The following is a 16,610-nucleotide window of genomic DNA, read 5'->3' as shown; positions in this document are numbered from 1 at the left end:
GCGCCGGTCAGTAGGTGTAGAAACCCTTACCGGACTTCTTGCCGAGCTGCCCCGCCTCGACCATGCGCTGCAGCAGTGGCGGCGGTGCGAAGTTCGGATCCTTGTACTCGTCGTACATCGAGTCGGCGATCAGCTTCATCGTGTCCAGACCGATGAGGTCGGACAGCCGCAGCGGGCCCATCGGGTGCGACAGCCCGGCGACGACGGCCGTGTCGATGTCCTCGACGGTGGCCACGCCGGCTTCGGCCATCCGGATCGCCGACAGCAGATACGGCACCAGCAGCGCATTGACGATGAAGCCGGAGCGGTCGCCGCAGCGCACGACCTTCTTGCCGAGCACCTCACCGGCGAACTGCTCCACCCGTGCGATCGCCTCGTCGGAGGTGACCAGCGTGTTGATCAGCTCGACCAACGGCAGCACCGGCACCGGGTTGAAGAAGTGCAGCCCGAGAACGCGACTCGGATTCTTCGTCGCCGCAGCGATCTTCATGATGGGGATGCTGGAGGTGTTCGACGCCAGCACGGCGTCCGGGTCGGTGACGATCTCGTCGAGTTGGGCGAAGACCTTGGCCTTGACGGCCTCGTTCTCGACGATCGCCTCGATCACGAGCTGACGGTCGGCCAGGTCGGCGAGGTTCGTCGTGAACGTCAGCCGCGCCAGCGTCGTCTCGAAGTCGTCGGCGGACAGCTTGCCCTTGGCTTTCGCCCGTTCCAGGGATGCGGTGACGCGATCCCGGCCGGCGTTGGCCAGCTCCTCGGTCGGCTCGAAGGCGATGACGTTCGCGCCCGCCTTCGCACACACCTCGGCGATGCCGCCGCCCATCTGCCCGGCGCCCACGACGCCGACTCGTTCAATACCCATCAATGACTCCCTCGACATGCATCAGGCCCCGGCCGCATGACACGGACGGGGCCTGACGCTATCAACCCTTAGTGGAACTGACCTTCCTCGGTCGAGCCCGCGAGCGCGGTGGTCGACGAGGTCGGATCCACGGTGGTGGCGATCCGGTCGAAGTAGCCGGCGCCGACTTCGCGCTGGTGCTTCGTCGCGGTGTAACCACGCTCCTCGGCGGCGAACTCGCGCTCCTGCAGCTCGACGTAGGCGCTCATCTGGTTGCGGGCGTAGCCGTGCGCCAGATCGAACATCGAGTAGTTGAGGGCGTGGAAGCCGGCGAGGGTGATGAACTGGAACTTGAAGCCCATCGCGCCTAGCTCGTTCTGGAACTTGGCGATGGTCGCATCGTCGAGGTGCTGCTTCCAGTTGAACGACGGCGAGCAGTTGTAGGCCAGCATCTGGTCGGGGAAGTCGGCCTTGACCGCTTCGGCGAACTTCTTGGCGAGCTCCAGGTCCGGGGTGCCGGTCTCCATCCAGATCAGGTCGGAGTACGGCGCGTAGGCCTTGGCGCGGGCGATGCACGGCTCGACGCCGTTCTTGACGTGGTAGAAGCCCTCGTTGGTCCGCTCGCCGGTGATGAACGGCTGATCGCGCTCGTCGACGTCGGAGGTGATCAGCGTGGCCGCCTCGGCATCGGTGCGGGCAATGACCAGGGTGGGCACGTCGGCGACGTCGGCCGCCAGACGGGCCGAGGTCAGGGTGCGGATGTGCTGCTGGGTCGGGATCAGCACCTTGCCACCGAGGTGGCCGCACTTCTTCTCCGAGGCGAGCTGGTCCTCCCAGTGCGAACCGGCGACGCCGGCGGCGATCATGGCCTTCTGCAGCTCGTAGACGTTCAGCGCGCCACCGAAGCCGGCTTCACCGTCGGCGACGATCGGGGCGAGCCAGTTCTCGACGGAGCGGTCGCCTTCGACCTTGGCGATCTGGTCGGCGCGCAGCAGTGCGTTGTTGATGCGGCGGATGACCTGGGGCACCGAGTTGGCCGGGTACAGGCTCTGGTCGGGGTAGGTGTGGCCGGAGAGGTTGGCGTCACCGGCAACCTGCCAGCCGGACAGGTAGATGGCCTTGAGGCCCGCGCGCACCTGCTGGACGGCCTGGTTGCCGGTCAGCGCGCCGAGCGAGTTGACGTAGTCCATGGTGTGGAGCTGCTCCCACAGCACCTCGGCGCCGCGGCGGGCCAGCGTCGACTCCTCGACGACGGTGCCCTGCAGGGCGACGACGTCTTTGGGGGTGTAGGTACGGGTGATGCCCTTCCAGCGGGGATTGTGGTCCCAATCGTGCTGGATCTGCTCCGGGCTCTTCGGCGTGCCAACGGTCGACATGGCTGCTCCTTCATTCTTTGCAAAGCACTCGCGGCTGCGGGAGTCGATGCGGTGTTAATGCTCCAGCTCATTCACTGGCTTGCTAAGTCGAGGATGCATCACGCCATAACTGCAGGTCCACCTGTTTCGATTGCCAATTTTCGCCAACACCCCAACCAAGTTTGCGAATATTGCGAAGGCCGCAAAACCTGAACCGGTTCAGAAGCTACTCGCGAGTAGCGAATCTTCGCAGGTCAGTACGCTCGTACTGTTTGGGTGAAGCGATTCAGAGGGCGAAGATCGAGGCGACCGCTTTGACCTCGTCGCCGACCACATATGTGAGCGTTGTAACAGTGCGATCGGAGAGCTCCGCACCGAATCTGTCGGTCGAACCCGCCGGATGGACGCGCCGGATGATCTCCAACTTGTCCCCGAGCGCCACCGGTGCGTCGTGTTCGATGGTCACGCGCAACGGAGCCGCCATCAATTCGGGCTGCGAGTAGAGATAGTCCTCGACGACGCTCCAGTACACCGAGTTGTTCATGTGGTCGAAGATGTCGATGTCACTGACCCGGACCGGATAGTTCTGCACGGCTTCCGCGTCTTCGCGGGACCCGCCTTTGAGGTAGGCCTTCCATCGCAGCCGGTTCTCACTGGTGGTGCGGCGCAGGCCTTCGATGAAGTCGTCGGCGATGCGGGCGGGCCCCTGTGTCTCCCGGTTGATGTTGATCCAGAACGCCTCGGATTCGATCAGCCCGCCCTTGCGCCCCTCGATGCGGACGCGCATCTCACACCACCGGTTCGACGTGCCCGAACACCACCGCCGCAGGCGCAGCATGTCCTTGAACACGATGGGCTCGATCATGTCGATCATCGTGCGGCGCACGATCCACAGCGGATGGATCTCCTCGTAGCCCATCTCGCGCAATTGATCCGTGCCGATGTCCTGGATGTGACGGGTCGCGGCGTCGAACTTGAGCCTGCCCTCGCGGTCGACGTCGGCGACGCGGAGCGGCCATTTGACGTCGAAGACATCGGGGTGCTGCTCGGGGACGGGCATCATCACCTTCGACAGCCCCGTGCCGGGCACGCGCTCACTGCTCACGGATTCCGATCCTGCCACAGCGCAGCTGGTGCGAATGCTGCGAAGTAGTCGCTTCGCAAGCCTTAACAACGCTGTCTAGGCTGGTGCCCGTGGCCAAAACCTTCGTCGGCGCCCGGGTCCGGCAACTCCGCAACGAGCGGGGGTTCAGCCAGGCCGCACTCGCGCAGATGCTGGAGATCTCCCCCAGCTACCTCAACCAGATCGAGCATGACGTCCGCCCGTTGACGGTCGCCGTCCTGCTGCGCATCACCGAGGTGTTCGGCGTCGACGCGACGTTCTTTGCCTCGCAGGACGACACCCGCCTGATCGCCGAGCTGCGCGAGGTGATCATGGACCGCGACCTCGACGTCGACATCGACCCCGCCGAGGTCGCCGATATGGTGGGTTCGCACCCGGCGCTGGCCCGCGCGATGGTCAACCTGCACCGCCGTTACCAACTCACCACCACGCAGCTGGCCGCGGCCACCGAGGATCGGTTCAATGCGGGAAGCGGAAGTGGCACGGGCTCGATCTCGATGCCTCACGAAGAGGTGCGCGACTACTTCTACCAGCGGCAGAACTACCTGCATGACCTCGACGCAGCTGCTGAGGAGCTGACCGCGGACATGCGCGTACACCGCGGTGAGCTCGCGAGTGACCTGACCGACCGGTTGCGATTCGTGCACGGCGTCACCGTCATTCGCCGTTCCGATCTCGGTGGCGGTGTCCTGCACCGTTTCGACCCGGCGACGAAGCGTCTGGAACTGGGCGCTCACCTGTCGTCGGGCCAGCGGGTGTTCCGGATGGCCACCGAGCTGGCCTACCTGGAGTGCGGCGCCCTCATCGACAAGCTCGTCGAGGAGGGCCACTTCACCAGCGACGAGTCCAGGAAGCTGGCGCGGATGGGACTGGCCAACTATTTCGCCGCCGCCACGGTGCTTCCGTACGGCCAATTCCACGCCGTGGCCGAGAAGTTCCGCTACGACGTCGAGCGTCTTTCCGCCTATTACGCCGTCAGTTACGAGACCATCTGTCACCGGCTCTCGACGTTGCAGCGGCCGTCGATGCGGGGCGTCCCGTTCTCGTTCGTGCGCGTCGATCGCGCGGGCAACATGTCGAAACGCCAGTCCGCCACCGGTTTTCACTTCTCCTCCAGTGGGGGAACCTGCCCACTGTGGAATGTCTACGAGACGTTCGCCAACCCCGGCAAGATCCTCGTGCAGATCGCCGAGATGCCCGACGGGCGCCACTACATGTGGGTGGCGCGGACCGTGGAGCGCCGCGCCGCGCGCTATGGTCAGCCGGGTAAGACGTTCGCGATCGGCCTGGGCTGCGAACTGCGTCACGCGCAGCGGCTGGTCTATTCGGAAGGGCTGGTGACCGGTGATCCCAATGTCCCGGCGACGCCGATCGGCGCCGGCTGCCGTGTGTGCGAGCGGGACAACTGCCCGCAGCGCGCCTTCCCGGCGCTGGGCCGCGCGCTCGACATCGACGAACACCGTTCGACCGTCTCGCCGTATCTGGTGAGGCAGTCATGAATAGTCCCGCGCGCATCCCGCCCGGCGGTTTCAAGGATCTCGGGCCGCTCAACTGGGCGATCGCGAAGATCGGCGCCCGGGGCATCCGCAGACCGCGGTTCAGCCTGATGAACGTGCTGGGCAGGCACAGGTCGCTGTTCCTGGTGTGGCTGCCGTTGTCGGCGTATCTGCTGTACGCCGGCAAGCTGTCCCGTCGCGACGCCGAGTTCGTGATCCTGCGTGTCGGGCATCTCCGCGGCTGTGAGTACGAGCTGCAACAGCACCGCAGGCTGGCCCGCAGCCGCGGCCTCGACAAGGAGACGCAGGCCAGGATCTTCGCCGGGCCCGACGCGACGGGGCTGTCGGACCGGGAGCGGATCCTGATCACCGCGACCGACGAGTTCGTCGTCACCCGCGGTGTCTCCCCCGAGACGTGGCAGATGCTGGCCGGGCACTTCACGAAGCCGCAGCTGATCGAATTCTGTTTGCTCGCAGCGCAATACGATGGCCTCGCCGCGACGATCACGACACTTCAGGTTCCGCTCGACTTTCCCGACTAGGAAGTCACGCCGGCCAGCAGGAAGTCGATGCCCGCGAGGAACTGTTGGCGGTCGTCGTGGTCCCGAAGCTGTGTGGCCATCCGGTGCACGACGGGGTATCGGTCGGCGTCGTGCTGCAGCCAGCGGTCGCTGATGTCGGCCAGCACGTCGGTGCGGTTGGTGCCTCGCGGTGACAGACGGGCGTTGGCGGCGTTCTGGCCGGCGACGCCGAGGATGTAGTGCACCAGGGCCGACCCGGCGTCGAAGAGCGCCTTTTCGGGAACGCCGAGCGCGCTCAGTTGGCCGCCGATTCCTTCGAAAATCTGGACCATCGCGAATTGCCACGGCTGGCGGGCGAGGTGCGCTCCCACCCACGGATGCGTATCGATCGCGTCGAACATGCCGAGAGCCAGCTCGCGGATCGCCTGCCGCGGATCTGAACTGGCCGGACCGTCGGTCAGCACACCGGAGATGACGTGATCGGTCGCCGCGGTGAGCAGCTCGTCCTTGTCGGCGACGTGCCAGTAGATGGCGCCGGCGCCGGTCGCCAGCCGTGTGGTCAGCGCGCGGAACGTCAGCGCGGCCTCGCCGTCGGTGTCGAGAATGTCGATCGCGGTCGCGACGATCCGCTCCTTGGAGAGCGCGTCGGCGCGACGGTCCCTGGTGGGCATAGGCACATCTTGACATGACTGGAACGGTGTTCCAAACTTCAGACATTGATGGAACGCTGTTCCAATCAGACGAAAGGAGCGCCACCATGACGATGCCCCCGGTCACGATCGTCGGTGCGGGACTCGGCGGGCTCACGCTTGCCCGCGTCCTGCATCTGCACGGCATCCCCGTCACGGTCTACGAAGCCGACGAATCGGCGATGCACCGCACGCAGGGCGGGCAGCTCGACATCCACCCCGCCACCGGCCAGTCCGCGCTCGCCGCCGCCGGGCTCACCGCCGAGTTCCGCGCGATCATCCACGAGGGCGCCGAGGCGACGCGGGTCCTCGACCGCGACGGCACCGTGCTGCTCGATCAGCCCGACGACGGACAGCTGAGCCGGCCCGAAGTGCTCCGCGGCGATCTGCGCAGGATCCTGCTCGACTCACTTCCCTCAGACACGGTTCGGTGGGGGCACAAGGTCAGCGGGGTCGACGCGCTCGGCGACGGCCGCCACGAAGTGCGCTTTGTCAACGAATCATCGATCACCACAACGCTTCTCGTCGGGGCCGATGGCGCCTGGTCGAAGGTCCGCCCTCTGGTCTCGGACGCGACGCCCACCTATACCGGGACGACGTTTGTCGAGATCTACCTCCACGATGCCGACGCACGACACCCGGCGGCCGCCAAAGCGGTGGGCCGCGGCGCGATGTACGCGCTGAGCCCCGGCCAGGGGATCGTCGCGCACCGCGAGTCCGGCGACGTCATTCACACCTACGTGATCCTCAATCGTCCCGCCGGATGGGCCGAGGGCATCACCGCCACCGTCCTGGCCGACGAATTCGACGGTTGGGCACCAGAACTCACCGAACTGATCACCGGCCACGACACCCCGCCCGTCCCGCGGACGATCGTCGCGCTACCCGACGACCACCGCTGGGCGCCCACCGCTGGGGTCACGTTGATCGGCGACGCGGCGCACGTCACCGCACCTGGCGGTGAAGGCGCGAACCTGGCGATGTTCGACGCCGCCGAACTCGGTACCGCGCTCGGCGCGCAGCCCGACGATTCGGCGGCCGCGCTGGCCGCCTGCGAAGCCGCGATGTTCTCCCGCAGCCGGCAGTCCGCAGTCGAGTCGAAGGCGGTCCTCGAGGTCATGCTTAACGCGCGAGCACCTCGGGGTTTGGTCGACTTCTTGAGGGGCGGCTAGACATACCCCGCCGCATCTGTAAAGCCTGCCGATACCATTCGTCCATGTTTTCCAACCCGTGGCGGCATCCGCCGGGCGTCCCGCGCTGCGAACCGCCCCGTGCCGAGGGCACCTTCTTCCTTCCCGACGGCCGTCGTCTTGGTTACGCCGAGTTCGGGGATCCGACCGGCCCCGTCGTGCTGTGGTTCCATGGCACGCCCGGCGGCCGGAGGCAGCTTCCGATCGTCGGGCGGCGGGCGGCCGAGAAGCTCGGGCTGCGCGTCGTCCTCGTCGAGCGGGCCGGCGCAGGCCTGAGCGACGCGCACCGCTATGAGCAGATCGGCGACTGGGCGGACGACATGGCGCACGTCGCCGACCTGCTCGGGGCCGACAAGATCGGCGTCGTCGGGCTGTCCGGCGGCGGACCGTACGCGCTGGCGTGCGCCGGGATGCCGGCGCTGCGGGACCGGGTGGTTGCGGTCGCTGTCCTCGGCGGCGTCATCCCGTCGGTCGGTCCGGACGCCACCGCGAGCGGCGCCATCGCACTGGCACGGCAGATGTCGTCGGTGACGTCCGCACTGCGCAAGCCGTTCGCGGCGGTGACCGCGGCGATGCTGACGCCCGTCATCCCGCTGGCCCACCTCGCCTACTCCGGCCTGGCCGCGGCGATGCCCGACGGCGACAAGCGGGTGTTCGCCAACCCCGAGATCGAGGCGATGTTCATCGACGACATCGTCAATGTCGCCAACGGCCGATTCCAAGCGCTCCTCGACGACGCCCGATTGTTCGGCGTCGATTGGGGGTTCCGGTTGGGCGACGTCAAGGTTCCAGTGCGATGGTGGCACGGCGACACCGATTCGATCATCTCGCTGGAAGATGCGCGGGCCGCTGCGGCGCACCTGCCTCACGCCGACCTTCTGGTGATGCCCGACGAGAGTCATCTCGGCGGCTTCGCCAAGGCCGACGACGTTCTCGCATTCCTCTCACCGCACCTCATCGGCTCGAAAGAGCGCCTGAGCCAAAAGCTTTGATGAACTAGGCCGCCGCGCGGGTGGCGACCACACGGTCACCGCCGCTGGCCTTGGCCTTGTACATGGCGACGTCGGCGGCCTGGATCACGTCGATCAGATCGGTGTCGGACCGTGCACACGTCGCCACCCCGATGCTGACCGTGACCGTCGGTTGCGCCGGCGCCGAGACGGCGGTCCGGATCTGCTCGGCCAGCGCCGGGGCCTGACTGGCCGGCATCCTGTCGATGACGAGGAATTCCTCACCACCCCAACGGACTACGACCGCGTCATGGCGCACGCTGGCACGGATACGGCGCGCCGTGCGGATCAGCACGTCGTCGCCGACCGCGTGCCCGAGCGTGTCGTTGACGCCTTTGAACCCGTCGACGTCTATCAGCAGCGCGCAGAGGTCGGCGTCCTCAGGGGCGCGCGCGTTGAGGCGCTTCACCGACACATCCAGTCCGCGGCGGTTGGTCAGCTCGGTCAGCGGATCGGTGAGCGATTGCATCGAACTGCCTTGCAGCAGCCAGAATCCGAATTGCAGGGCGGGCAGGATGCACACGGTGACCAGCAGGGCGATCACCGCCCGCGACACTGCGAGCTGCACTCCGTCCTCAGGGGTGGTCATCGCCAGCCACACCGCGATGCCTGCGACACAGACGATGCACCAGGCGATGTGGGCGAGATGTAGTCGCGGCCCGTGGAAGAACACCACGTAACCGCCCGCGCACAGCAGGATCGGGATACCAGACATCGCCAGGTTCGGATCTCCGAACAGCAGCGCCGACAACGTCATGATGACGTCGACGTACCCGACCAGCAGCGCCGACTCCCTGGCCGTCGGCCATGGCCGGAACGCCCAGCGCGCCGACCATACGAACGAGCCGATCGCGGTGACCGCCCACCCGATCCGGATCAGCGGGCCATCGGCGACGGGAGGGATGAACACGTTAAGCAGACTCAGCAGCCCCATGACGACGCCGATGCCCGCAATGATGTAGCGAAGAATCCGCAGCAGCCCGCGGGTGCGCAGAAAGTCGATTCGCCACTGGTATTCGTCGCGCTGGCGCCACCATTCGACGAGCGGATTGCCAGCGCGCCCGTCACCCACAGCAACAGTCAAACATTGCGGCGACGATGCCGTGGGCAAATCGTTGCGGCCGGTACTACAAGTAGGTTACGCCGAGCACGACGACGGAAAGCAGCACCGGCAGGATCGGCAGTCCCCACAGGAATGCGGCCCACGTCTCGGCTTTCGCGGTCTTCTGCCGCCACTTTCGACGGCCCAGGAACGCCGCCGCCACGCCGACGGCGAAGGACACCGCGGCGGTGACGAGCACCCAGGTGGACACGCTCGTCGACGCGACCGCAAACGAGATGGCGGCCAGCCACAGGATGTGGCCGACCACCAATCCGCCGACGCCGGCGACCCAGATCGACCTCAACTAGAAATTGATCATGTGGCCGACGAGCCCGTGGAAGCACTCCTGCAGTGCCTCCGACAACGTCGGGTGGGTGTGCACGTTGCGGGCGAGCTCGTTGGCGGTGAGATCCCACTTCTGAGCGAGCGTGAGTTCAGGCAGCAGCTCCGAGACGTCCGGGCCGATCAGGTGGCCGCCGAGCAGCTCCAGGTGCTTCTTGTCGGCGATGAGCTTCACGAACCCGGTTGGGTCGCCGAGTCCGTGTGCTTTGCCGTTGGCGGTGAACGGGAACTTGGCTACGACGACGTCGTAGCCTTCCTCCTTGGCCTGCTCTTCGGTCAGCCCGAAGCTCGCGACCTGCGGCTGGCAGAACGTCGCGCGCGGCATCATCCGGTAATCGCCCAGCGCCAGGGTCTCGGCGCCGGCGATGGTCTCGGACGCGACGACACCCATCGCCTCGGCGACGTGCGCGAGCATGAGTTTCCCGGTGACGTCACCGATCGCGTAGATGTGCGTCACGTTGGTGCGCATGTAGTCGTCGATGCCGATGAGGTTGCGCTTGTCGACCTCGACCCCGGCGGCATCGAGGCCCAGGTCTTCGACGTTGGTCATGAAGCCGATGGCCTGCATGACCTTGTCGGCTTTGAGTTCCTCGGTCTTGTCGTTCTTGGACACCGTCACGGTGACCGACGACCCGCCGTCTTCGATCTTCTCGACCTTGGTGCCGGTCAAGATCTTCACGCCGAGCTTCTTGTACTGCTTTTCGATCTCCTTGGAGACCTCGGCGTCCTCGTTGGGTAGGGCCCGCGGGAGGAACTCGACGATCGTGACGTCGACGCCGTAGTTCTTCAGGACGTAGGCGAACTCCATGCCGATCGCGCCCGCGCCGGCGATGATGATCGACTTCGGCAGGTCGCGCGTCATGATCTGTGTCTCGTAGGTGACCACATTGTCGGAGAGCTGGGTGCCGGGGATCAGCCGGGTGCGCGCGCCGGTGGCGATGATCGCCGAGTCGAACTCGACGGTCTCGGTGCCGCCGTCGTTGAGGTCGACCTCGATGCTGTTGGCGCCGGTGAACTTGCCCTTGCCGTGGATCTCGGTGATCTTGTTCTTCTTCATCAGGAAGTGCACGCCGGCGACACGGCCGTCGGCGACCTTGCGGCTGCGATCGAAGGCGGCGCCGAAGTCGAATGTCGCCTCCCCGCTGATGCCGAAGGTCTTGGCTTCCTTGTTGAAGAGGTGAGCGAGTTCGGCGTTGCGCAGCAATGCTTTCGACGGGATGCACCCGACGTTGAGGCAGACGCCGCCCCAGTACTTGGGTTCGACGATGGCGGTGTTCAGCCCGAGTTGGGCTGCGCGAATAGCCGCGACGTATCCGCCGGGACCGGCTCCGAGAACGACGACGTCATAGTGGGTCACGTCTACCTACCCTAGTCGTCACGGCAAGGCGAGGACTTGCCCCGGGTTGGAAGAGGTCAGGGCCTCGATCAGCGCGGGGTCGTGGCTGACGAGGACGACGGCCGCGCCGTCGGCCGCGATGTCGCGCAACATCGTCGTGACGGCGCCGGTGGCGATCGGATCGAGCATCGCGGTGGGCTCGTCGCACAGCACGACAGCGGCCCGTTGCGTCAGCACCCGGCCGAGGCAGGCGCGCTGCAGCTGCCCGTCGCTGACCTGTCCCGGGTAGCGGTCGAGCAGTTCGAGATCGAGGCCGACCCTGACCGCGGTGTCGTCGACGTCCGTGTCGCTGCCGCGGATGACGGCGGGCTCGGCGATGATCTGGCCCAGCGTCCACCGCGGGTTGCACACCAATCGCGGGTGTTGGGCCAGCAGCGCAATCGACCCTTTGGGCGGCACGGCTGCGCCGCCGTAAATGACGACACCTGAGTCCGGCCGCTGGAGCCCGGCCAGTACGCGCAGCAGCGTCGTCTTACCGCTGCCCGACGCCCCGGTCACCCCGGTCACGTCGCCTGCGGGGGCGACGAGGTCCAGGCCGTCGAGCACCGTCCGGCCACCGAACGCCACCGAGACGCCGGTGGCTACTACCGCCGTCACACCGGCACCGTCCCGAGCAGGGCCCGCAGGTAAGGGTCGGCGGTTTCGAGCGCCTCGGCGAGCGGCAGATGCGCCGCGATCGAGCCGCGCGTCATCACCGCGACGTCGTCGCACACGCCCGCGCGCAGCAGCGACGGCATGTCGTGGGTGATGACGAGCACGGCGGCACCGTCGGTCGCGGCGTCGCCCAGCAGCCGCCAGACCATGGCGGCGTTGTCGGGGTCCAGCGCGGAGGTCGGTTCGTCGGCGATCAGGAGTCCGGGCCGCCCGGTCAGAGCCGCGGCGATCGCGACGCGCTGTGCCATGCCCCCCGAAAGTTCGTGCGGGTAGCGCTTTGCGACGTCCGCGGCCAGCGCGACGGCGGTGAGCAGCTGTTCCGGGGTGCGGTCGGCGCCGAGACGGGCGCAGATCTCGGCCAGCTGCGACCCGACGGTGCGCACCGGGGTGAACGACGTGGCCGCCGACTGCGGGACGACTCCGATGCGGCGTCCGCGTAGGCGGCGCCACGCGCGTTCATCGCGAGCCGGAACTTCTGTGTCCCCGATGAACACCGTGCCGCTGACGTGGGAGCCAGGCGGGATGAGGCCCGACAATGCCGCCGCGACAAGCGATTTGCCGCAGCCGGATTCCCCGATCAGGGCGGTCACGATGCCGGGCCGCACCTCAAGATTGACGTCGTCGAGAACACGGACGGCCGACGAGTTGCGGCCGCGGCGCAGGTCGATGTCGACGGTCAGCCCGGCCAAGCGCGCGGTGCTCACCACACCTGCCCCGCAGGAGCTTTGCGCCGGTTGCGGACCGCAGTGCCTGCGGCGGCGAACGCAAGGGCCGTCGCGATCAGCGCGGCGGCGGGCACCGCGAGCGTCCACCAGGCCCCGGTCAGGATGTCGCCGCGGGCCTCACTCAACAGCGTGCCGAGGCTGGCGCGGTCCGGCGAGAGCCCGACGCCGAGGAACGACAGTGTCGATTCGTGCCACACGGCGTGCGGCAGCAGCACGACCATCGCGACCAGAGCCTGCCCCGTCACGGCGGGCAACAGATGGCTGCGTGCGACGAACCATCGCGAGGCACCCGCCAGGCGTGCGGACTCCACCCACCCTGCGTCGGCGACCGCGAGGAGTTCGGCGCGCACGACGCGGGCGACGGCGGGCCAGTGGGTGAGCGCGATCGACGCGACGATCGCCAACGGCGCTCCTCGCCACATCGCGGCGATGACGATGCCCACCACAAGGTGCGGCAGCGCGTTGAACCCGTCGACGAGTCGCATCACGACGGCGTCGAGCCACCCGCCGACCAGCGCCGCGGCCACTCCGATCGCCACGCCGAGCAGCGTCGCCACCACCGCGCACACGAGGGCGATCAACAGCGAGACACGCAGCCCTTCGGCGGTGCGGACCAGCAGGTCATACCCCGAATGGTCCGTTCCGGCAACGTGTTCAAGGCTCGGAGAGCGTAGTGCGGCGGAGAAGTCGGCGACCTGCTCGCCGGCCACTATCGGAATACCGACGGCGGCGAGCGCGATGATGGCCAGCACGAGCCACGGCGTATTGCGCTTCACGCGGCCATCCTGATCCGGGGGTCGATCGCGACAGCCGCGGCGTCGGACAGCGCTGAGCCCGCCAGCACTGCGGCAGCCGCGGCGACGGTCAGCGCTGCCAGTAGCGGAAAGTCAAGGGCTGCAGCGGAGTCCACCAGAACGGCAGCCATACCCGGCCAGCCGAAGACGGTTTCGACGATGGCGGCGCCGGCGATCAGCTCGGGCAACCGGGTTCCCAGCAGCGCGAGGGTGGGCAGGACGGACACGGGCGCGATGTGCCCGCGCAGCAGCGCCCAGCCGTGGACACCGCGCGATCGGGCGCCGCGCACCGCGTCCGAGTCGATGCTCGCCACGACGGCGGCCCGTGTGGTCAGAAGCAGCCACGGGATCATCGATACCGTGAGAGCGATCCACGGCAGAATGCCATGGCGCAGAATACCTTCCATTGTGTAACCCGCCCCGGGTGCGGCCGCCCCGGAGGGTGGCAGCCAGCGCAGGCCGACCGCGACGACGACCACCAGCGCCAGCGACACCACGAACGGCGGAACGGCGGCGAACGTCACCGAGAACGCGGTGCAGATCCGGTCGAGCACGCCGCCGCGGCGCATCCCCGCCAGGCAGCCCACCAGCACTGCCACGACCGTCGCGGTGACCAGGGCGGCGCCCGAGAGCATCAGCGTGAACGGTAACCGCTCCGCGAGCACCGTTGTCACGGGCTGCGACTGGGTCGACGACCAGCCGAGGTCGCCGCGGACGAGTCCGCCCACCCACTGCCACCACGCCTCATACCAGGGTTGGTCGGTGTCGTAGGCGGCGCGCATCGCGTCGCGCTGTGACTGCGTGGCGAACTGGTAGTTGCTGCCGAGGTAGGCCGCCAGCGGGTCGAACGGGGACAGGGACGCGACAGCGAAGATCGCGGCCGAGATCGCGACGGTCAGCGGAACGGCGACCGCGGTGCGGATGGCCAGCAGGCGGGTCAACGCTTCCACTGAGCCAAGTTCCACCACGGACCCCACGACACCCCGTGCGAGTGCGGTTCCATGATCGGAGCGCTCTGCTGCCAGCCGAGATCGCGGTAGCCATAGGTGTGGTCGAGGAACACGAGGAAGACGTGGGACGGTTCGGCGACGTAGGCGCCCTGGATGTCGCGGTACAGGGCGTCTTTCTCCGGCCCGGCCGCGGATTGGCTTGCCTTTTCCAGCATTTCATCGAGGCCGGGCGCGGTGAAGTTACCGGGGTTCGAGTACGGCGACGAGTTCGGCACCCGCGTGTGCAGCGTGTCGTAGACCTGCGAATCGATGCTGTAGGGCGTGGAGCCGCCGCCGAGGACCACCGCCGAATCGCCGAAGCGGGTGTCGATCTCGTCCCAGCTGGTGCCCCGCGGGCGGACGTCGATGCCAAGGGGTTTCATCGCCGCCGCGTACGCCACTGCGAGGTCGCGCCGCAGCGTGTCCTGCGCGTTGTAGAGCACTTCGAACGAGGCTCGCGCCCCGCCCTTTTCGCGAATGCCGTCGCCGCCCGGACGCCAGCCCGCCTCGTCGAGCAGGGCCGCGGCGCGGTCCGCCTCGAATCCATACTGCGCGTCGGCGTTGTAGGCGTCACCGTACGCCTGTGCCACCGGGGTGCTGGCCGGACGTCCGTGGCCGACGAGGACGTCGCGCACCATCGCGTCACGGTCGACGCCGAGGTTCATCGCGAGACGCGCCTTCGCGTCGGCGGTGAACGGATTACCGGCCGGAAGCGCGATGCCGCGCCAGTCGGCCGACTCGGCTGCGACCGTCTGCACCTCTTCGCTCTTGATCGAATCGATCAGTCGCGGAGGCAGATTCGTGCCGTCGACGGTCGCCGACACGATGCTTTGCGCTCGCGCGTTGTCGTCGGGGGCATACGTGTAGACGAGACGCTTGACCTGGGCGACGTCCCCCCAGTAGTCGTCCCGTGCGACGAGGACCGCCTGATCGGGGCGCAGGCTCTCCAGCCGGTACGGACCGGTGCCGACAGGTTCGGTGTTGACCGCCCAGTCGGCGGCGGGCTTCGCCTCGATCTTCTCCGAAGGCAGGATGCCAAGCAGCAGATACGGTTTCGGGTCGGCGGCGGTGTTCAACTCGACGATGACGGCGTCGGGTCCGTCGGCGGTGATCGCCGTGATGGGGGCGACGGACGTCGAGATCTCGGAGGCCACCTCGGGGTCGCGGACCGCGGTGTAGGTGGCGACGACGTCGGCGGAGTCGAAGGTGCTGCCGTCGGAGAACAGGACGCCGGTGCGCAACGGAACGCGCCAGCGGTTCGGCCCCGCCGCTTGGGGCTCCTCGGCGGCGAGCGCCGGGGCCAGGTCGGGCACCACGGTGTCGGTGTGGGCGCTGGGGCGGAAAAGCCCGTCGTAGAACGGTGATACGCCCGACTCGCTGTAACCGTTGACCGGGTTGTAGCCGCCCAGTTCGTAACCCTCAGCAAGGACGATCTGGTCGGACGATGCGTCAGGACCGTTTTCAGCGCCGCATCCGACGAGAAGCGCGGCCGTCGCTCCGAGCACGATTCCCCGTCGCCAACAGGCACCCGATTTCATGTGTGTATCTGAACACATGAACGAATCGGACGTCCAGTCAGCTCACAGAAAGGCTAGACAGCGATCCAACCGAGCCCAAATGACGCGTACAGAACCCCGGCGCCGATGGCCGCCGCCAGTGGGGCCGACATCAGTGCCAGCGCCATCGCCGCGATGCCCGGCCGCTCCTGCACCATCGCAGTCAGCAGGCTGCCGACGATGCACGCTACGACGAACACCAGCACGGCGAACACCGGCATCGCCTTGTCCGGCGAGTGGAACCACCAGTAGTACAGGCCCGCCCCTGCCGCCGCACCCGCCAGCCACATGCCTGCCAGGACGAGAAGGAAACGCCAGCGGCTGACGAACTGGTCGGCGCTCGGGACGACGACGGGCGGCGCGTGCGGTGGCGGCAGCTGCCCGGCGTACGCCGGATCGTCGACGACGGTCTGCGTGGCGAAGCCACCGGTGAAATCCGGTGCGAACGACCGGGTTTGCTCAGACACCGGAGGCCACCTGGATCGCGGTGAGCGCACCGAACCAGCCCGGACCGATGGCAAGGATCATGGCGCCGACGGCCGTCACCCACCGCTTGCCGGAGAACAGGATCATCAGCACACCGATCACACTGGGGACACCGATCACGGCGCCGACGACGACGTCCGGTCGGACCGTCGCAGAGACTTCGACGGCGGCGATGAGCGCGGCCATCATGCCCAGAGCGACTCCGATGATCATCACTCCGGCGAGGACCGATGCTCGTGGCAACGGGATCACGACATTGACGATAACGCTGCCGGCAGTCGAATTGCGTACGGCGCGCCGCGTTTTCGCGCCGATGCCATAACAGCTTGATTACGGCGCGC

18 protein-coding genes are annotated in these 16,610 nt (G+C 67.5%); 4 read left to right on the top strand and 14 right to left on the bottom strand.

Annotation, left to right across the window (positions count from 1 at the left end; genetic code table 11):
• Nucleotides 1-7 precede the first annotated feature (7 nt).
• The 3 genes from P9A17_RS02555 to P9A17_RS02545 all read right to left on the bottom strand — a co-directional run bounded on the left by P9A17_RS02555 (nucleotide 8) and on the right by P9A17_RS02545 (nucleotide 3,259).
• Nucleotides 8-862, bottom strand: coding sequence for a 3-hydroxybutyryl-CoA dehydrogenase (locus tag P9A17_RS02555; protein WP_278037046.1), 855 nt, complete (start codon nucleotides 860-862; stop codon nucleotides 8-10).
• 68 nt (nucleotides 863-930) lie between these two features.
• Entirely contained in the window at nucleotides 931-2,217 is a 1,287-nt protein-coding gene (gene aceA / locus P9A17_RS02550) for an isocitrate lyase (RefSeq protein WP_278037045.1), read from the bottom strand.
• A 265-nt stretch (nucleotides 2,218-2,482) separates the two neighbouring features.
• Nucleotides 2,483-3,259, bottom strand: coding sequence for an acyl-[acyl-carrier-protein] thioesterase (locus P9A17_RS02545; RefSeq protein WP_278038575.1), 777 nt, complete (start codon nucleotides 3,257-3,259; stop codon nucleotides 2,483-2,485).
• 131 nt (nucleotides 3,260-3,390) lie between these two features.
• Between P9A17_RS02545 and ramB the strand changes: the two genes are divergently transcribed.
• Entirely contained in the window at nucleotides 3,391-4,818 is a 1,428-nt protein-coding gene (ramB, locus tag P9A17_RS02540) for an acetate metabolism transcriptional regulator RamB (protein ID WP_278037044.1), read from the top strand.
• Nucleotides 4,815-5,357: a carboxymuconolactone decarboxylase family protein gene (locus P9A17_RS02535; RefSeq protein ID WP_278037043.1), complete on the top strand. Its 543-nt coding sequence runs from the start codon at nucleotides 4,815-4,817 to the stop codon at nucleotides 5,355-5,357. Before ramB ends, P9A17_RS02535 begins: the two co-directional genes overlap by 4 nt.
• Here the strand turns inward: P9A17_RS02535 and P9A17_RS02530 are convergent.
• Nucleotides 5,354-6,007 carry a TetR family transcriptional regulator gene (locus P9A17_RS02530; protein WP_278037042.1) on the bottom strand — a complete coding sequence of 218 codons (654 nt, stop codon included), beginning with the start codon at nucleotides 6,005-6,007 and terminating at the stop codon, nucleotides 5,354-5,356. The genes P9A17_RS02535 and P9A17_RS02530 overlap by 4 nt on opposite strands.
• A gap of 86 nt (nucleotides 6,008-6,093) precedes the next feature.
• On the opposite strand from P9A17_RS02530, the gene P9A17_RS02525 reads away from it, so the two are divergent.
• Both P9A17_RS02525 and P9A17_RS02520 read left to right on the top strand, forming a co-directional pair.
• Complete coding sequence (locus P9A17_RS02525; RefSeq protein ID WP_278037041.1) at nucleotides 6,094-7,197, top strand: NAD(P)/FAD-dependent oxidoreductase; 1,104 nt, start codon at nucleotides 6,094-6,096, stop codon at nucleotides 7,195-7,197.
• A gap of 44 nt (nucleotides 7,198-7,241) precedes the next feature.
• Nucleotides 7,242-8,207: an alpha/beta hydrolase gene (locus P9A17_RS02520; RefSeq protein ID WP_278037040.1), complete on the top strand. Its 966-nt coding sequence runs from the start codon at nucleotides 7,242-7,244 to the stop codon at nucleotides 8,205-8,207.
• A 4-nt stretch (nucleotides 8,208-8,211) separates the two neighbouring features.
• On the opposite strand, the gene P9A17_RS02515 is transcribed toward P9A17_RS02520, so the two are convergent.
• The 10 genes from P9A17_RS02515 to P9A17_RS02470 are packed head-to-tail and all read right to left on the bottom strand — an operon-like array spanning nucleotide 8,212 to nucleotide 16,521.
• Nucleotides 8,212-9,297, bottom strand: coding sequence for a GGDEF domain-containing protein (locus P9A17_RS02515; protein ID WP_278037039.1), 1,086 nt, complete (start codon nucleotides 9,295-9,297; stop codon nucleotides 8,212-8,214).
• A gap of 55 nt (nucleotides 9,298-9,352) precedes the next feature.
• A complete protein-coding gene (locus P9A17_RS02510; protein ID WP_278037038.1) occupies nucleotides 9,353-9,631 on the bottom strand; it encodes a hypothetical protein in 279 nt (92 codons plus the stop codon).
• A complete protein-coding gene (gene lpdA / locus P9A17_RS02505) occupies nucleotides 9,632-11,026 on the bottom strand; it encodes a dihydrolipoyl dehydrogenase (protein ID WP_278037037.1) in 1,395 nt (464 codons plus the stop codon).
• A gap of 18 nt (nucleotides 11,027-11,044) precedes the next feature.
• Nucleotides 11,045-11,662: an ATP-binding cassette domain-containing protein gene (locus P9A17_RS02500; protein ID WP_278037036.1), complete on the bottom strand. Its 618-nt coding sequence runs from the start codon at nucleotides 11,660-11,662 to the stop codon at nucleotides 11,045-11,047.
• Nucleotides 11,659-12,426: an ATP-binding cassette domain-containing protein gene (locus P9A17_RS02495; protein ID WP_278037035.1), complete on the bottom strand. Its 768-nt coding sequence runs from the start codon at nucleotides 12,424-12,426 to the stop codon at nucleotides 11,659-11,661. The genes P9A17_RS02500 and P9A17_RS02495 overlap by 4 nt, the downstream gene beginning before the upstream one ends.
• Nucleotides 12,420-13,220: an ABC transporter permease gene (locus P9A17_RS02490; RefSeq protein ID WP_278037034.1), complete on the bottom strand. Its 801-nt coding sequence runs from the start codon at nucleotides 13,218-13,220 to the stop codon at nucleotides 12,420-12,422. The genes P9A17_RS02495 and P9A17_RS02490 overlap by 7 nt, the downstream gene beginning before the upstream one ends.
• Complete coding sequence (locus P9A17_RS02485; protein WP_278037033.1) at nucleotides 13,217-14,188, bottom strand: ABC transporter permease; 972 nt, start codon at nucleotides 14,186-14,188, stop codon at nucleotides 13,217-13,219. Before P9A17_RS02485 ends, P9A17_RS02490 begins: the two co-directional genes overlap by 4 nt.
• Nucleotides 14,176-15,765, bottom strand: a complete 1,590-nt coding sequence (locus P9A17_RS02480; RefSeq protein ID WP_278037032.1) for an ABC transporter substrate-binding protein — start codon at nucleotides 15,763-15,765, stop codon at nucleotides 14,176-14,178. Before P9A17_RS02480 ends, P9A17_RS02485 begins: the two co-directional genes overlap by 13 nt.
• 53 nt (nucleotides 15,766-15,818) lie before the next feature.
• Complete coding sequence (locus tag P9A17_RS02475; protein ID WP_278037031.1) at nucleotides 15,819-16,250, bottom strand: hypothetical protein; 432 nt, start codon at nucleotides 16,248-16,250, stop codon at nucleotides 15,819-15,821.
• On the bottom strand, nucleotides 16,243-16,521 hold the full coding sequence (locus P9A17_RS02470; protein ID WP_278037030.1) for a putative holin: 279 nt from the start codon (nucleotides 16,519-16,521) through the stop codon (nucleotides 16,243-16,245). Before P9A17_RS02470 ends, P9A17_RS02475 begins: the two co-directional genes overlap by 8 nt.
• Nucleotides 16,522-16,610: the final 89 nt, after the last annotated feature.

It is taken from the genome of Mycobacterium sp. 236(2023), from assembly GCF_029623955.1.
In the GTDB taxonomy this organism is placed as follows: domain Bacteria; phylum Actinomycetota; class Actinomycetes; order Mycobacteriales; family Mycobacteriaceae; genus Mycobacterium.
The sequence above is the reverse complement of the archived record's forward strand: the minus strand, read 5'-3'. Positions and strand labels throughout refer to the sequence as shown.

Bases quoted from the DNA above. Each gene is read 5' to 3' on its own strand.
- P9A17_RS02555 (WP_278037046.1), bottom strand. From the start codon at position 862: ATGGGTATTGAACGAGTCGGCGTCGTGGGCGCCGGGCAGATGGGCGGC.
- aceA (WP_278037045.1), bottom strand. From the start codon at position 2,217: ATGTCGACCGTTGGCACGCCGAAGAGCCCGGAGCAGATCCAGCACGAT.
- P9A17_RS02545 (WP_278038575.1), bottom strand. From the start codon at position 3,259: ATGATGCCCGTCCCCGAGCAGCACCCCGATGTCTTCGACGTCAAATGG.
- P9A17_RS02535 (WP_278037043.1), top strand. From the start codon at position 4,815: ATGAATAGTCCCGCGCGCATCCCGCCCGGCGGTTTCAAGGATCTCGGG.
- P9A17_RS02530 (WP_278037042.1), bottom strand. From the start codon at position 6,007: ATGCCCACCAGGGACCGTCGCGCCGACGCGCTCTCCAAGGAGCGGATC.
- P9A17_RS02525 (WP_278037041.1), top strand. From the start codon at position 6,094: ATGACGATGCCCCCGGTCACGATCGTCGGTGCGGGACTCGGCGGGCTC.
- P9A17_RS02520 (WP_278037040.1), top strand. From the start codon at position 7,242: ATGTTTTCCAACCCGTGGCGGCATCCGCCGGGCGTCCCGCGCTGCGAA.
- P9A17_RS02480 (WP_278037032.1), bottom strand. From the start codon at position 15,765: ATGAAATCGGGTGCCTGTTGGCGACGGGGAATCGTGCTCGGAGCGACG.